Genomic DNA, 15,267 nt, shown 5'->3' on the forward strand with positions numbered 1-15,267 from the left:
TAGGTATCTCGCCCAACGCTAACCACGATGCGCAGCGAGTCGCTCTTGATCTTGATCTGCTTTTGATCCTAGGCGCCCCGTTAAACCACGCTGGCCGAACGCAGGCTTGAATCCGTGGGTAACCCGGCAGGACGCCGGGTTAGCCGCATTGGGCCATGGATGGCCCATTGCGGCGGCCCACGGATTCAAGCCTGCGTTCGGGCACACCGAGCATTAGCGAGGTGCCGAGTGGTGGGGCAAGAGCGTTTTGCTTACTTTTGCGCTTTTCAAAAGTGAGCCGCCGTAAGGGCGGAACCCATAGCAGCCGTTACCGCAGAAACGGATATGTACTCGTTCCAATCCAGCATCCTGGTCGGCCCAGAGGCCGCCATCGGGGGCAAGCCCCCTCCCACATTTGGACATCGGAGCGTCAGGTAGAACCGCGTCGGCTGCCTGGCCGTCACGGGGGCAAGCCCCCTCCCACATTTTGGATCGGCGTAAGGCGGTTAGTCTTTTTTCAGCTTTGGATTGGGGAAGAACTGCACCGCTTGCACCTTCGGGTCCGCCGGCGCTTTCAACGCAGAAGTATTGACCCGTGTGCCCAGCTCTTTGGGCACCGATAAACCCTGATCATTCAGCGTATCGGTGTAACCGCAGGCCACGCATTCGCGGTGCGGCACGTTGTCTTCGGTCCACATCTTCAGCTTGTCCGGCTCGCTGCACGCCGGGCATACGGCCCCGGCGATAAATTGCTTTTTGGTAATCACAGGCCCTTCACTCATGCTGCCGCGTCCTCACTCAGGCCGCTGTGGCGCAAGAGTGCGTCAATCGATGGCGCCCGTCCGCGAAAGTCGACGAACAACACCATCGGTTCCTGGGAACCGCCCCGTGCGAGGATCGCTTCACGGAAAGCGCGGCCGGTCTGGGCGTTGAGCACGCCGTCTTCTTCGAACTTGGAGAAGGCATCCGCCGACAATACTTCGGCCCACTTGTAGCTGTAATAACCCGCCGCATAACCGCCGGCGAAAATGTGCGCGAAGCTGTTGGGGAAGCGGTTGTAGGCCGGTGGACGCATTACCGAGACTTCATCGCGCACGCCTTCGAGCACCTGCGCCACACTGCGACCGTCGCCATGGGTGGCGTGCAGTTCGAAGTCGAACAGCGAGAACTCCAGCTGGCGCACCATCATCAGGCCGGACTGGAAATTCTTCGCCGCGAGCATTTTTTCCAGCAGGTCCTGGGGCAAAGGTTCACCGGTTTCGTAGTGTCCGGAAATCAGCGCCAGGCCTTCAGGCTCCCAGCACCAGTTTTCCATGAACTGGCTCGGCAACTCCACCGCGTCCCAGGCCACGCCGTTGATACCGGACACGCCGGCATGTTCAACACGGGTCAGCAGGTGGTGCAGGCCGTGGCCGAATTCGTGGAACAGGGTGGTGACTTCATCGTGGGTCAGCAGGGCTGGCTTGCCACTGTCGGCCGGAGTGAAATTGCATACCAGGTTGGCCACCGGGCTTTGCAGCACGCCGTCAAGGGTGCGGCGGCGGTCGCGGGCGCCGTCCATCCAGGCACCGCCACGCTTGTTGGCGCGGGCATACAAATCAAAGAAGAAGCGGCCGACGTGCTGGCCGTTTTCCCTGATCTCGAACAGGCGCACGTCCGGGTGCCAGGCGTCGAAACCTTTCTGCTCGGCGATTTCGATGCCGTACAGGCGCTGCACAATGGCGAACAGACCGCCCAGCACTTTGTCGATCGGGAAGTAGGCGCGCAGGGCTTCCTGGGACACGCTGTAGCGTTGCTCACGGAGTTTTTCGCCGTAGAAACCGCTGTCCCAGCTTTGCAGGTCGGCGCAACCTTGTTCGGCGGCGTAGGCCTTGAGCTGTTGCAGATCCTGGGTGGCGAACGGCTTGCTGCGCCGGGCCAGGTCGCGCAGGAAACTCAGCACCTGGTCGCTGGATTCGGCCATTTTGGTGGCCAGGCTCAGTTCGGCAAACGACGCGTAGCCCAGCAACTGAGCCAGTTCCTGACGCAGGTCGAGGATCTGTTCCATCACCGGGCCGTTATCGTTCTGACCGGCATTCGGGCCCTGGTCCGACGCACGGGTGCAGTAGGCCGCGTAGACTTCTTCACGCAGGGCACGGTCCTGGGCGTAGGTCATTACCGCGTAATAGCTCGGAAATTCGAGGGTGATCAGCCAGCCATCGAGGCCTTTGGCCTGGGCGGCGGCGGCCATTTGCGCCTTGGCCGAATCGGTCAGGCCGGCGAGGGTAGCCTGGTCGGTGACGTGCTTGGTCCAGGCCTGGGTGGCATCCAGCAACTGGTTGGAAAATTTGCTGCCCAGCTCCGAAAGCTTGCTTTGCACTTCGGCGTAGCGCTTCTGTTGCTCGGGCGGCAAATCGATACCCGACAGGCGGAAGTCGCGCAGCGAGTGTTCCAGGATGGTTTTCTGCGCCACATCGAAACCGGCGGCCTCCGGGCTGTTGGCCAGGGCTTCGAAGGCCTGGAACAGTTCACGGTTCTGCCCCATTTCGGTGGAATAGGCGCTCAAGGCCGGCAGGCAAGCCTCATAGGCCTCGCGCAACTCGGCGCTGTTACACACAGCGTTGAGGTGGCTGACCGGGCTCCAGGCCGCGCCCAGGCGATCATTAAGCTCGTCCATGGCCAGAACCAGGCCCGCCCATGTCGGATTTTTGCCCTGGCTTTGCAGGATGTCTGCGATCGCTGCACGGTTGTCGGCCAGGATCTGTTCGATGGCCGGCTGCACATGCTCGGCACGGATCGCCGAGAACGGCGGCAGGTCGTAGGGCTGCAGAAGAGGGTTGTTCGCGCTCACGGTTGGCACCTTGGCTGAAGAAACAGATAAGACAAAGATGGGGCCATCTTAATTACAATCAACACCCACCGCAGCTATCAGTACAACAGAGAGAGGCTATCGTGACCCTTCGCACCTATCAGAACCACACGCCAACCCTGGGCGCCGGGGCTTTTGTCGATGTTTCGGCGGTGGTGATCGGCGATGTCGAAATCGGCGCCGACAGCTCGGTCTGGCCATTGACGGTGATTCGCGGCGACATGCACCGCATCCGTATCGGTGCGCGCACCAGCGTGCAGGATGGCTGTGTGCTGCACATCACCCACGCCGGCCCGTTCAACCCGGACGGTTTCCCGCTGTTGATCGGCGACGACGTCACCATTGCCCATAAAGTCATGCTGCATGGCTGCACCGTGGGCAGCCGCATCCTGATCGGCATGGGCAGCATCGTGATGGACGGCGCCGTGGTGGAAGATGACGTGATCATCGGGGCCGGCAGCCTGGTGCCGCCGGGCAAAAAGCTCGACAGCGGCTTTTTGTACGTCGGCAGTCCGGTTAAACAGGTCCGCCCGCTGACCGACAAGGAGCGTGCCTTTTTCACCTACAGCGCGGCGAACTACGTGAAGCTCAAAGACCTGCACATCGCGCAAGGATTCGACCAATGATCCTGCACCACCAGACCGTGCTGTTCGACCTGGACGGCACCCTCACCGACCCGCGCGAGGGCATCACCCGTTCGATCCAGTACGCCCTCGGCAAACTGGGGATCGACGAGCCGGACCTGACCCGCCTCGAACACTTCATCGGCCCGCCGTTGCTGCAGGCGTTCATGCAGTTCTATGGCTTCGACGAGACCAAGGCGTGGGAAGCGGTGAATTTTTACCGCGAGCGCTTCAAGGTCACCGGGCTTTATGAGAACCAGGTGTTCGACGGCGTGATGCCACTGCTGGAAGAACTGAACCGCCAGGGCCGCCAGCTCTACGTGGCAACATCCAAACCGTGGGAATTCGCCCGTGAGATCGCACGGCATTTCGACTTTGCCAAGCACTTCAAGGTGATTTACGGCAGCGAGCTGGATGGCACGCGCACCAACAAGGTCGAGTTGATCGCGCATCTGCTGCGTGAAGAAAGGCTGGACCCGGCCACCACCTTGATGATCGGTGATCGCAAGCATGACCTGATCGGCGCGCGCAGCAATGGGCTTGACTCGGCGGCGGTAGGCTATGGGTTTGGCAGCTTTGAAGAGCTGAATGGCGAAGCGCCGACCTGGCATTTTGAGACGTTGGCAGACATGCATCAGGCGTTTTTGCGGCGGACTTGAGGCCGCCATCGGGGGCAAGCCCCCTCCCACAGTTGACTTGTATACACCGCTCTAAATGTGGGAGGGGGCTTGCCCCCGATGAGGCCCTAAAGGGCAGCCTTCTCCAACTGCCTCAACGCCGCCTTGCGCTGCTCAACCGGCAACCGCCCCAACTTCTCCACCGCCCCATAGAACCTCAGCCAATCCCGCCCCTCCTGCGCAAACAACCCCGCAAACGCCGGCACCCACTGGTCATACAGCCCGAACGGCAGCAGCCGCGCGTTGTTCATCGGCTGGTTGATCCACGCGTCATAACGCTTGTCGCCGCCCCACTGACTGTCGCGCAGATGGCGGTACTCACTGCGCAAACGCTCGAACTGCGCGGCCTTGGCCTGGCGCATCACATCGGCCGCCAACGGCTGGGCGTAGAGGTTTTCCAAGTGTTTGCGGGTAGCGAGAATCAACCGGGTAAACTGGTCGCGCTGCTGCAACGTCGCATCGCTCAGCGGCGCCAGGCCACGGGCGGCGCGCCATTGCCGCGTACCTTCCTGCTCGACAAAACTGGCGAATGACTCATTGAATTCGGTGTCGTCCTTCACGTAGAAGCGCTGATGCGCCAGTTCGTGAAAGATCAGCGTGGCCAGACGCTCATCGCCCCAGTTCATCATCGAACTGATGATCGGGTCGTCGAACCAGCCCAGCGTGGAATAGGCTTCGACGCCGCCAATCGCCACGTCCATGCCTTGCTGGCGCAGCAACGCCGCCTCGCCACGCGCCGCGCCCTGGTTGTAATAGCCTCGATAGGCCACGCACCCGGCGATGGGGAAGCAGTGGTTTTGCGCAGACAGAGAAAACTCCTGCGTGGCGAAGACATTCCAGACCACATAAGGCCGGCCAATATCGGCGTAGAGCCGATAGCTTTGATTGTCCGGCAAGTGCAGCTGTTCGCTGGCGAACGTGCGGGCTTTCTGGGACTGGAGCAGATGCTCACGCAACGATTGAGGACGGGCCGGGTCGGCGATGACTTGGGCCACCGGCTCCCGCGCCCTCAGCAAGTGCCATTGGCCACTGGCTAACTGGCCGTAGTAACTGACGCTGGAGCAGCCGCTGAGCAGCATAACCATCAGCCCTGGAAGAAAACGCCTGACCATGCCGTGACTGCTCCTGGGGAGTGGGTGCGCTTGAATTGAATTTGAATTTTCCACGCGATGGCGTGTTTATACTCAAAATATCTTCTCGCGTTGAGTACCTGCCATGCGCCAGCTTCTGTATCCCGTCGCCGCCCTGTTGCTCAGCGCTTGCGCATCGACGCCGATCCCGCCCGTCGACCCGCAGCAGGCCTGGGTCGATTTCACCACGCCAACCCCGGGCGCCAAATTGGTCATGGCGCAGCGCCTGGACGGGAAAAACCTCGAAGACGGGCGCTATTTCCAGATGCCGCCCGGGGCCCACGAACTGATGGTGCGCTTCGACTTCGAAGTGCCCGCCGGGGGTGGGTTGGGGGGACTCAGCCAGATGATGTATCGAACCTGCTTCATGACCTTGCAGTACGACCACTTCCAGGCCGGCCAACGCTACGTACTGGAAGGCCGCTCATTGGCCTTCACGCCCAACATCCGCCTGTACGACTCGGCGCGCCAGTTGCTGGCCGAAGAGCGCAGCGTGAACTGCATCTGATCAGTCGTTGTTCTTCTGGTAGATGATGCGCTTGGTGCCGTTTTCACACGAGCCGACAATCATGGCGCTGTCATGGTTCTTGGCTTCTTCGGCGGTGATGATTTCCAGGGTGTAGGACGGGATCGCCTTGGCCTGGATGTTGACTTCGATTTCCTTTCTGAGCTCTTCACAATCTTTTGGCGCGGCCACGGCCGAAGTGGCCAATACACCGCAGATGACTGCCAAGGCAAAACGTTTCATGTGTGTAGCTCCCTGAATGCATTGCGCACGGGTGTGCGTCTAGGCTGCATAGGCTATAGGACCACATCTATGAAACACGAGTTCTGATTTAACGCAGAACAAAAAATGTGGGAGGGGGCTTGCTCCCGATAGCGGTGGTTCAGCTAAATTTCTTTGGCTGACACACCGCCATCGGGGGCAAGCCCCCTCCCACACAGTCATGGGGTTAGTTCAAAAGCGTGGCATCCAGGGTGATGGTTGCATTCAGCACTTTCGACACGGGGCACCCTTCCTTGGCCTTTTTGCTCAGTTCGTCGAACTGCGCCTGGCTCGCGCCTGGGATCTTGGCTTTCAGGATCAGATGCACCGCAGTGATCGCAAAGCCGCCATCGACTTGATCCAGGGTCACTTCCGCCTGGGTGTCGATGCTGTCAGCCTTAAGGCCTGCATCACCGAGAATCATGGAAAACGCCATGGAGAAGCAGCCGGCATGAGCCGCACCGATCAGCTCTTCAGGGTTGGTACCCTTGCCGCCTTCGAAACGGGCCTTGAAGCCGTAGGGCGCTTCGCGCAGCACACCGGTCTCGGTGGAAATGGAACCCAGGCCGGTCTTCAGATCGCCTTCCCAATGCGCGGATGCCTTTTTAACGATACTCATAGCTTTCTCCTCGAACGGTGGTTTTGCGTCAGTAAGGTTCTGAGGATAGACGCCGTGGCAAAGTTCATCTTGTCGGAAAGACCTACCAAATAAGTAGGAAATTTCATGGCTGCTATTGAATCTCGGGTATATGCCCTCATTGCATAGAACATGCACATGAAGCGGCAGGTTTTGGTTCGTCTAAGAAGCCTGCGCCCCTATTGGAGAAGCAGGCTATGAAATCGCTGTCCGACGTGAAGTTCTCGACCCTCGACCTGGTGCCCGTACGCGCCAATGGCAGTGCGGCGCAATCGTTGCGCAACTCTCTGGACCTGGCCCGGCACGTGGAAAAACTCGGCTATAACCGTTTCTGGGTGGCTGAACACCACAATATGGACGGTATCGCCAGCTCGGCCACGTCAGTGTTGCTCGGCTACCTGGCCGGTGGGACCTCGACTATCCGTGTCGGTTCCGGCGGGGTGATGCTGCCCAACCACGCGCCGCTGGTGATTGCCGAACAGTTCGGCACCCTGGAAAGTTTGTACCCTGGCCGTATCGACCTGGGCCTGGGCCGCGCGCCCGGTTCCGACCAGATGACCGCCCGCGCCCTGCGGCGTGAACGCTCCGGCAGTGCGGACGACTTTCCGCAAGACGTGGCCGAACTGATGGCCTACCTCGGTCCGCGCACGCCCGACCAACGGGTGATCGCGGTACCCGGCACCGGCACCAACGTGCCGGTATGGCTGCTGGGCTCGAGCCTGTTCAGCGCGCAATTGGCCGGTGAACGTGGCTTGCCCTACGCCTTCGCCTCACATTTCGCACCGCGGTTGATGCACGAAGCGGTTCGGGTGTACCGCAATCATTTCAAGCCTTCGGCGGTGCTGGACAAGCCCTACGTGATGCTCGGCATTCCGCTGGTTGCCGCCGACACCGATGAACAGGCCGACTACCTGGCCACCTCGGTGTACCAGCGCATTCTCGCGCTGATGCGCGGGCAAAGCCTGGTGCAGCGCCCACCGGTAAAAACCATGGACGGCCTGTGGCTACCCCACGAAAAAGAGGCGGTGGGCAGTTTCCTCGGCCTGGCAATGGTGGGCAGCCCGGCGAAGATCCGCGCCAAACTGGAGGTGCTGATCGAACAGACCGGTGCCGACGAACTGATCTTTACGTGCGACCTGTATGAGCACGCCGACCGGATTCATTCCTACGAGCTGCTGGCGCAGGTGATGAAGGGCTGAACCCCAGACGACAAACGACGCACCTGTGGCGAGTGAGCTTGCTCACGCTGGGCTGCGAAGCGGCCCCAAAAAACGGAAGCGCTACGCACTCCAGCGGGAGCAAGCTCCCTCGCCACAGGTGCGTCGTTTATGTCTGCAACACGGGATCAACCGCGCTTGTAGACGATTTCCTTGGTGCCGCCTTCACAGCTGCCGACTACATCGCCGCCGGCCGCCGCGCCCTTGTCCACTACTTCCAGCGAATAGCCCGAAGCGCCCTTGGCGTCGATTTTCGCTGCAATTTCGCTTTTCAGGTCTTCACAAGGCTTGCCCGCCGCCAGGGCCGTGCCTGCAAGGCTCAACAAACCTGCCGCTAACAGAAACTTCTTCATCCGATACTTTCCTTGCGCTGGTCGAAAAGAGCATGCCGACGCTCAGGGCGTCGGCATGCATTGGGTGTAGCGCAGGTTATGGCAATCGGCCAGCGATCAAAGTTCCGCGCGCCCGATCAACTACTGGCAATTCGGAATCCCACCTTCAGGGTGACCTGATAGTGCGCGACCTTGCCATTCTCGATATGCCCACGGGTTTCAGTCACTTCAAACCACTCCAGGTGCTTGAGGCTCTTGCTGGCTTCGGCCAGGGCATTCTGGATCGCGTCCTCGATGGTGGTGGTGGATGAGCCCACCAGTTCGACTTTCTTGTAGGTGTGATGTTCGCTCATGGTGTTTCTCCTGTAGGTCGTCAATCAAGACTAGCAGTGAATATTCGTACTGCTTGAGGCGACCGCTCGGCTACGAAAGTTCAGATTTAATGCACTTTCCGAGACAGGCGCAGTCGGTATCTACACACGCCACTCAACCACTTCAGGAGATGTCCACATGGCCAACACTTCTTTACGCAAAGCGTCGCTGGAAAGCATGGAAGCCGAGATTTCGAGCCTGCTCAAATCCCTCGAGAGCCTCAAGGACGACGCATCCGATGAGTCGCGCAAAACCCTGAAGGCCCTGAAAAGCAATGCCGAGAATGCCCTCAAGCACTCTCGCCACTTGATCAGCGACGCCTACGAAGAAAGCAAAGTCAAAATCCGCGAAACCGGCGTTGCCACTCGCGACTACGCACAAGAGCACCCATGGACCACAGCCGGCGTTGCCGTCGGTGCGCTGGGTCTGCTGGCGGCTTACCTTTTGTGCAAACGCGGCGACTAAACAGGTTGGCGCGCCAGCTCAGCCTTGAGCCACTGCGCCAATTGCCCTGCGCGCCCATCCGCGGCGCGCTTGGGTAGCCACAACGCCAGGTGCGCCGGGGTTTCACTGAACCCCCACGGCGCCACCAGGCGACCCGCTCGCAGGTCCTCTGCCACCAGCGGTTCCGGCGCGATGGCCACTCCCAACCCTGCCACCGCCGCTTCCAACAAATAATACAAATGCTCAAAACCCTGGCCGAGTTTCAGCGCGCCGGGCTCGATCCCGTGTTGCTGCGCCCAGCTGGGCCAGGCCTGCGGGCGCGATGTGGTGTGCAGCAGGGGTTCGCCCCGCAGCGCCTGGGCGGGTGCCTGGCGAAGGCGCTCATAACCGGCGAAGCGGGGACTCATGACCGCGCCGATGCGCTCGCTGGCCAGCTCATACACTTGCATGTCCGCCGGCCACGGTGGCTCGGCGAATACCAGCAAGGCATCCAGGCCGGGGCGCCTGGGGTCGAGATCGCCATCACCCGCCGACAGGTGCAAACGCAAGTCCGGCAAGTCGGCATTCAAGCGTCCCAGGCGCGGTATCAACCAGCGGGCCAGCAAGCTGCCCGAGCAGCCCAGTACAAACGGTGCATCGGCGCCGCGCTGGGTGAGTTCGGCGCACACATCGCGCAGACGCTCGAACGCCTCGGCGCTGGCATCGCGCAACCTTGCCCCGGCATCTGTGAGTTTAAGGCCGCGCCCGTCCTTGACGAAAAGGCTGACACCCAAGTGTTCTTCAAGTACTTTCAACTGGCGACTGACCGCGCCATGGGTGACATGCAATTGCTCTGCAGCCTGACTGACGCTGCTGAGGCGGGCGGTGGCTTCAAAGGCGCGCAGCGCATTGAGGGGCGGAAGATCTCGACTCATTTGTGAGTTTTCCTGACAGGTTACGGCGATCTTATCGGTTTTCAGCCTGGGGCGGCAGGGGTAGAGTGGTCCTCATTGTTTTCCGCACCCCTTCTTTCCTGGAGCGTCCCATGACCCAGTCCCACACCGACCTGCGCAACGGCCCTGACGTCAACGGCCTGTTTGGCGCGTTCGGCGGCCGCTACGTCGCTGAGACCCTGATGCCGTTGATTCTCGAACTGGCCCGTGAATACGAAGCGGCCAAGATCGATCCGGCGTTCAACAAGGAATTGGCTTACTTCCAGCGCGATTACGTCGGGCGTCCAAGCCCGCTGTATTTTGCTGAACGCCTGACCGAGTTCTGCGGCGGCGCCAAGATCTACCTCAAGCGCGAAGAGCTGAACCACACCGGCGCGCACAAGATCAACAATTGCATCGGCCAGATCCTGCTGGCACGGCGCATGGGCAAGAAACGCATCATCGCCGAGACCGGCGCCGGCATGCATGGTGTGGCCACTGCCACCGTCGCCGCGCGCTTTGGCCTGCAATGCGTGATCTACATGGGCACCACCGACATCGAGCGCCAACAGGCCAACGTGTTTCGCATGAAGCTGCTGGGCGCCGAAGTGATCCCGGTGGTCGCCGGCACCGGCACCCTCAAGGACGCGATGAACGAAGCCCTGCGTGACTGGGTCACCAACGTCGACGACACCTTCTACCTGATCGGCACTGTGGCCGGCCCGCACCCTTACCCGGCCATGGTGCGCGACTTCCAGGCCGTGATCGGCAAGGAAACCCGCGACCAGATGCAAGCCCAGGAAGGCCGCCTGCCCGACAGCCTAGTTGCGTGCATCGGCGGCGGCTCCAATGCCATGGGCCTGTTCCACCCGTTCCTCGATGACAAGAGCGTGGAAATCATCGGTGTTGAAGCCGCCGGCCATGGCATCGAAACCGGCAAGCACGCCGCCAGCCTGAACGGCGGTGTACCGGGCGTACTGCACGGCAACCGCACCTTCCTGCTGCAGGACGATGACGGCCAGATCATCGACGCGCACTCGATTTCCGCAGGCCTGGACTACCCCGGCATCGGCCCTGAGCACGCCTGGTTGCACGACATCGGCCGCGTCCAGTACACCTCGGTGACGGACGATGAAGCCCTCGACGCCTTCCACAAATGCTGCCGCCTGGAAGGGATCATTCCGGCGCTGGAAAGCGCACACGCCCTGGCCGAAGTCTTCAAACGCGCACCGACCCTGCCCAAGGAGCACCTGATGGTGATCAACCTGTCCGGTCGAGGCGACAAAGACATGCAGACCGTCATGCACCATATGGAACAGTCCCAGCAGGAGAAACATTGATGAGCCGTCTGCAAACGCGCTTTGCGCAACTCAAGGAGCAGAACCGCGCCGCCCTGGTGACCTTCGTCACCGCCGGCGACCCGGGTTATGACGCCTCGCTGGCCATCCTCAAAGGCCTGCCCGCTGCCGGCGCCGACGTGATCGAGCTGGGCATGCCTTTCACCGACCCGATGGCCGACGGTCCGGCCATCCAGCTGGCCAACATCCGTGCGCTGGAAGCCAGGCAGAACCTGGCGAAAACCCTGCAGATGGTTCGCGAGTTCCGCAAAGACAACAACGACACCCCGCTGGTGTTGATGGGCTACTTCAATCCGATCCACAAATACGGCGTGCCGCAGTTCATCGCCGACGCCAAGGAAGCTGGCGTCGACGGTCTGATCGTGGTCGACATGCCGCCCGAGCACAATGGCGAACTGTGCGATCCGGCCCAGGCCGCTGGCATCGACTTTATCCGCCTGACCACGCCAACGACCGATGACGTACGCTTGCCGACCGTGCTCAACGGCAGCTCCGGCTTTGTGTACTACGTGTCGGTAGCGGGCGTGACCGGTGCCGGCGCGGCGACCCTTGAGCACGTCGAGGAAGCCGTGAAGCGCCTGCGTCGCCATACCGACCTGCCGATCAGCATCGGCTTCGGTATCCGTACACCGGAGCAAGCGGCGGCCATCGCGCGCCTGGCGGACGGGGTCGTGGTGGGTTCTGCGCTGATCGATCACATCGCCAGCGCCGGCAGCGACCAGCAGGCGATCGATGGCGTATTGAGCCATTGCGCGGCGCTGTCCGAAGGCGTGCGCAACGCGCGTCGATAAGCGCGCCTGTCTGGATTCTTGCGCTAGGCTTGTGGGGTGACATGCAGTCACCCCACAAGCACTTCATGCCTCTTGTCGTCTAACTGCCTCTGCAAGCCCCCGCAGTTCTTGCCATCCGGTCGTTAAGTTAGCTGCATCAGAAGTCATCTTTGGCTCTTAAGGAGTACATCATGGCATTTGATCTCATTACGTCTTCAGACTCCCGTCACTCCACCTTGCAGAAAGGCTTCAACCTGCGCTGGCCGTTGGGCAACGTGCAGGGCGAGTCGTCGTCCAACGGCGCGAGTCGCATCTACCTCTGCCACAGTCCCCAGGACATCATCGACGCCGCCGCCGAGGCGCTGGCGCTGACCAATGGCCGGATAACAGTACGCAGCGGCGGTCACTGCTATGAAGGTTTCGTCTCAAACAAGATGCCCAATAGCACCGAGACGCTTTCGATTCTGGATATCAGCCAACTCAACCAAGTGGTTTATGACGTCAGCGGGCAAATCGCCTCGCAACTGGTGCCTGGCTCATCTCATCGCTACAGCTTTCGCCTGGGGGCGGGCGGACAGAACTGGGACGCCTACGTGGCGCTGTACAAATTGGCCAACAAAAGCCTGCCCGGCGGTTCGTGTTACTCGGTCGGGCTGGGCGGCCATATTTGCGGGGGCGGCTACGGGTTGCTGTCACGCAAGGATGGCCTGGTATGTGACTGGCTGAGCGGCGTCGATATGCTGGTACCAAACGCCCAGCGCAACGGCCTGATACCTGTGCATGTAGCGCGCAACAGCACCGATCAGGACGAGTTGGATCTGTTTGCCGCGTGTTGCGGCGCAGGAGGTGGACAGTTCGGGATTATCACCAGCTACTACTTCGACAGTTTGCCGGACGCGCCCACTGAGGTGTTGTGGCTGGTGATGGAATGGGACTGGTCTCAGTTGACCAAGCTTGCGCTCGACAAGCTGCTGACGGCCTATCAGGAGTGGTTTGCCCGCAACCAGACCAACCGAGACACCTGGGGCCTCGCCACCAAACTGGAGATGCGCCACCGGAACACCGGGAACGTCACCTTGGACGTCCATTATGTGGACAAGGAGGGAGGGCTACAGGATCGGGCAGCCTTCGATGACTTCGTGACGACCATGCTGACCGCCATAGGCATTCCCGCTACCGAATGCCTCAGCCAATCACCCATGATCCATCTGCCACGCAGTAACCCCGCCGGCCGTACGATCAATTCACTGGCATCGGCCCTGGCAGCCACGCGCCGAATGGATTGGCTGCATTGCCAGCAAACACTCAACGGTTCAGGGCCAAACCAACGTGGCCGGTATAAATCGGCTTACCAGAAGGGCAGGTTTACGCCAACGGTGCTACAAGCGATCTGGGACACGCTGACGTTGGATGATCCGAAAAAATACCTGACTCAAAGCCTGATCCAGATCCAGTCCTTTGGCGGGCAGATCAATGAGGCTAGCCAGGCGATACGTGGGCAATCATCGGTCTCACAGCGTTCGTCGTACCTGAAGTGGCAACCACAATGCTATTGGCGTGATGAAAGCGCCGCTTCGGATCAAGCTCACGCGGATTGGATTCGAGGGTTGTTTTTCGCCGCCTTCGCCAGCGGTGTTCCGCTCAACAATGAGTTTGAGGGCTGCTACATCAACTACCCTGACCGCGACATGCTGTTCCGTCGTGGCAACCCGAGCCTTGGGCCCAACTCGCAGTGGTACGAGATCTTCTTCCCTGACGCCACGATCGAAACCCGCTTGCGCAAAACCAAACAACGCTGGGACCCACTGAATGTGTTCCATAACGAAATGTCGGTGCCCTAAACCGACGGTGACGGGCGACCGCAAGGTCGCCCGCACTGCTTACAACTCGATCCGCTCGACCTTGCCCACCAGCAACACGTAGGAAAGTGCCCCCAGCAACGCCAGCACCGCGATATAGGTAATCGCCGGCGCGAACGAATCACCGCTGGCGAGAAAACCGATCACGATCGGCGTGGCAATGGCCGACAGGTTGCCGATGAAGTTGAACACGCCACCGGTCAGCCCCAGCAGGCGTGCGGGCGCAAGCGTGGACACCAGTGACCAGGTGATCGACGCCAGGCCGTTGCCGAAGAATGCTACCGCCAGGAATGCAATCACCCAGGCGGTGGAATCGACGTAGTTGGCGCCGATGATCGCGGTGGAAATCAGCAGCCCGCCGATGATCGGCAACTTGCGCGCAAAGCCTACCGACGCGCCGCGGCGAATCAGCCAGTCGGAAAAAATCCCGGAGCACAGCACACCGACGAACGCCGCCAGGAACGGCAGTGAAGCGAGCAGACCGGATTTGATGAAGTCCATGCCGCGATACTTCACCAGGTAGGTCGGGAACCAGGTCAGGAAGAACCACAGCGTGGAATTCAGGCAGAACTGCCCCAGGTAGATGCCCCACAGCTTGCGCTTGCTCAGCACAATGCCCAGGTCAACCCAACTGAACGGCGCCTTGACGGCCTTTTCCTGCATATCCACCAGGCCGCCGCCCTCACGGATCAACTGGATTTCCGCCGCATTGGCGCCTTTGAAGTCCTTGGGCTCACGGTACACCGCGTACCAGATCAGCGCCCACAAAATGCCGACGCCACCGGTGGCGACGAACACCATGTGCCAGCCGAATGCGTGCTGCAGCCAGGCCAGCACAGGGGTGAGAAACGCCAGCCCGACAAACTGTCCGGAGGTGTAGACGCCAATCGCCGTGGCGCGCTCGCGTTCGGGAAACCAGGTGGTCACCACCCGGCTGTTGATCGGATAGGCCGGGGCTTCCAGGGCGCCGACCGCCATGCGCAGCACGAACAACGCGATAAAGCTTGCGGCAAAGCCGAGCATGACGGTGGCGATGGACCACAGCAGCAGGGCGGCGGTGTAGAGAATGCGCGGGGGCACGCGGTCAACCAGCCAGCCGCCAGGGATCTGCATCGCAGCGTAGGTCCAGCCGAACGCCGAGAAAATCAGCCCGACATGGACCGGGTCGATACCCAGCTCGCTGGTCAGCGCGGGAGCGGCAATCGACAGGTTGCTGCGGTCGAGGTAGTTGATTACCACGGTGATGAACAGCAGCACCATGATGAAGAAGCGCTTTCGGCTAGGCGTGACTAAAGAAGCCTGTCCGGTAAGGGATTCAGGGTGCATGGGGAAGTGCCTCTTCTT

The 15,267-nt window shown here is 60.9% G+C and carries 17 protein-coding genes; 8 read left to right on the forward strand and 9 right to left on the reverse strand.

Going from position 1 to position 15,267, the window contains the following annotated elements:
- Positions 1 to 485: 485 nt before the first annotated feature.
- Complete coding sequence (locus TU82_RS23910) at positions 486 to 761, reverse strand: YheV family putative zinc ribbon protein (RefSeq protein WP_010207776.1); 276 nt, start codon at positions 759 to 761, stop codon at positions 486 to 488.
- Positions 758 to 2,809, reverse strand: a complete 2,052-nt coding sequence (prlC, locus tag TU82_RS23915; protein ID WP_057725718.1) for an oligopeptidase A — start codon at positions 2,807 to 2,809, stop codon at positions 758 to 760. Before prlC ends, TU82_RS23910 begins: the two co-directional genes overlap by 4 nt.
- A 101-nt stretch (positions 2,810 to 2,910) precedes the next feature.
- On the opposite strand from prlC, the gene TU82_RS23920 reads away from it, so the two are divergent.
- Both TU82_RS23920 and TU82_RS23925 read left to right on the forward strand, forming a co-directional pair.
- Positions 2,911 to 3,453 carry a gamma carbonic anhydrase family protein gene (locus TU82_RS23920; RefSeq protein ID WP_057725719.1) on the forward strand — a complete coding sequence of 181 codons (543 nt, stop codon included), beginning with the start codon at positions 2,911 to 2,913 and terminating at the stop codon, positions 3,451 to 3,453.
- Positions 3,450 to 4,109: an HAD family hydrolase gene (locus TU82_RS23925; protein ID WP_057725720.1), complete on the forward strand. Its 660-nt coding sequence runs from the start codon at positions 3,450 to 3,452 to the stop codon at positions 4,107 to 4,109. The genes TU82_RS23920 and TU82_RS23925 overlap by 4 nt, the downstream gene beginning before the upstream one ends.
- Before the next feature lie 86 nt (positions 4,110 to 4,195).
- Here the strand turns inward: TU82_RS23925 and TU82_RS23930 are convergent, their stop codons facing one another.
- Positions 4,196 to 5,239: an aminopeptidase gene (locus tag TU82_RS23930; protein WP_057725721.1), complete on the reverse strand. Its 1,044-nt coding sequence runs from the start codon at positions 5,237 to 5,239 to the stop codon at positions 4,196 to 4,198.
- Positions 5,240 to 5,342: 103 nt separating this feature from the next.
- Between TU82_RS23930 and TU82_RS23935 the strand changes: the two genes are divergently transcribed.
- A complete protein-coding gene (locus TU82_RS23935) occupies positions 5,343 to 5,765 on the forward strand; it encodes a PA0061/PA0062 family lipoprotein (RefSeq protein ID WP_057725722.1) in 423 nt (140 codons plus the stop codon).
- Here the strand turns inward: TU82_RS23935 and TU82_RS23940 are convergent, their stop codons facing one another.
- Both TU82_RS23940 and TU82_RS23945 read right to left on the reverse strand, forming a co-directional pair.
- Positions 5,766 to 6,005, reverse strand: coding sequence for a DUF1161 domain-containing protein (locus TU82_RS23940; RefSeq protein WP_057725723.1), 240 nt, complete (start codon positions 6,003 to 6,005; stop codon positions 5,766 to 5,768).
- Positions 6,006 to 6,210: 205 nt separating this feature from the next.
- Positions 6,211 to 6,642: an OsmC family protein gene (locus TU82_RS23945; protein ID WP_057725724.1), complete on the reverse strand. Its 432-nt coding sequence runs from the start codon at positions 6,640 to 6,642 to the stop codon at positions 6,211 to 6,213.
- 215 nt (positions 6,643 to 6,857) lie between these two features.
- Here TU82_RS23945 and TU82_RS23950 point away from each other — a divergent pair, with 215 nt between their 5' ends.
- The gene (locus TU82_RS23950) at positions 6,858 to 7,859 is read left to right on the forward strand and encodes an LLM class flavin-dependent oxidoreductase (RefSeq protein WP_057725725.1); all 1,002 of its coding nucleotides are present in this window, start codon (positions 6,858 to 6,860) and stop codon (positions 7,857 to 7,859) included.
- A gap of 146 nt (positions 7,860 to 8,005) precedes the next feature.
- Here the strand turns inward: TU82_RS23950 and TU82_RS23955 are convergent, their stop codons facing one another.
- Positions 8,006 to 8,230, reverse strand: a complete 225-nt coding sequence (locus TU82_RS23955) for a DUF1161 domain-containing protein (RefSeq protein WP_057725726.1) — start codon at positions 8,228 to 8,230, stop codon at positions 8,006 to 8,008.
- A gap of 116 nt (positions 8,231 to 8,346) precedes the next feature.
- On the reverse strand, positions 8,347 to 8,562 hold the full coding sequence (locus TU82_RS23960) for a dodecin (RefSeq protein ID WP_057725727.1): 216 nt from the start codon (positions 8,560 to 8,562) through the stop codon (positions 8,347 to 8,349).
- 157 nt (positions 8,563 to 8,719) lie between these two features.
- Between TU82_RS23960 and TU82_RS23965 the strand changes: the two genes are divergently transcribed.
- On the forward strand, positions 8,720 to 9,046 hold the full coding sequence (locus tag TU82_RS23965) for an ElaB/YgaM/YqjD family protein (protein WP_003170746.1): 327 nt from the start codon (positions 8,720 to 8,722) through the stop codon (positions 9,044 to 9,046).
- On the opposite strand, the gene TU82_RS23970 is transcribed toward TU82_RS23965, so the two are convergent.
- On the reverse strand, positions 9,043 to 9,939 hold the full coding sequence (locus TU82_RS23970; RefSeq protein ID WP_057725728.1) for a LysR family transcriptional regulator: 897 nt from the start codon (positions 9,937 to 9,939) through the stop codon (positions 9,043 to 9,045). The two genes, TU82_RS23965 and TU82_RS23970, sit on opposite strands and share 4 nt — an antisense overlap.
- A gap of 110 nt (positions 9,940 to 10,049) precedes the next feature.
- On the opposite strand from TU82_RS23970, the gene trpB reads away from it, so the two are divergent.
- The 3 genes from trpB to TU82_RS23985 all read left to right on the forward strand — a co-directional run bounded on the left by trpB (position 10,050) and on the right by TU82_RS23985 (position 13,905).
- On the forward strand, positions 10,050 to 11,276 hold the full coding sequence (trpB, locus tag TU82_RS23975; protein ID WP_057725729.1) for a tryptophan synthase subunit beta: 1,227 nt from the start codon (positions 10,050 to 10,052) through the stop codon (positions 11,274 to 11,276).
- Positions 11,276 to 12,085, forward strand: coding sequence for a tryptophan synthase subunit alpha (gene trpA / locus TU82_RS23980; RefSeq protein ID WP_057725730.1), 810 nt, complete (start codon positions 11,276 to 11,278; stop codon positions 12,083 to 12,085). Before trpB ends, trpA begins: the two co-directional genes overlap by 1 nt.
- A gap of 170 nt (positions 12,086 to 12,255) precedes the next feature.
- On the forward strand, positions 12,256 to 13,905 hold the full coding sequence (locus TU82_RS23985) for a BBE domain-containing protein (RefSeq protein ID WP_057725731.1): 1,650 nt from the start codon (positions 12,256 to 12,258) through the stop codon (positions 13,903 to 13,905).
- A 39-nt stretch (positions 13,906 to 13,944) separates the two neighbouring features.
- Here TU82_RS23985 and TU82_RS23990 read toward each other — a convergent pair whose 3' ends face one another.
- Entirely contained in the window at positions 13,945 to 15,249 is a 1,305-nt protein-coding gene (locus tag TU82_RS23990) for an MFS transporter (RefSeq protein ID WP_057725732.1), read from the reverse strand.
- Between the last annotated feature and the right edge of the window lie 18 nt (positions 15,250 to 15,267).

Origin of the sequence: Pseudomonas orientalis, from assembly GCF_001439815.1 — a bacterium.
In the GTDB taxonomy this organism is placed as follows: domain Bacteria; phylum Pseudomonadota; class Gammaproteobacteria; order Pseudomonadales; family Pseudomonadaceae; genus Aquipseudomonas; species Aquipseudomonas orientalis.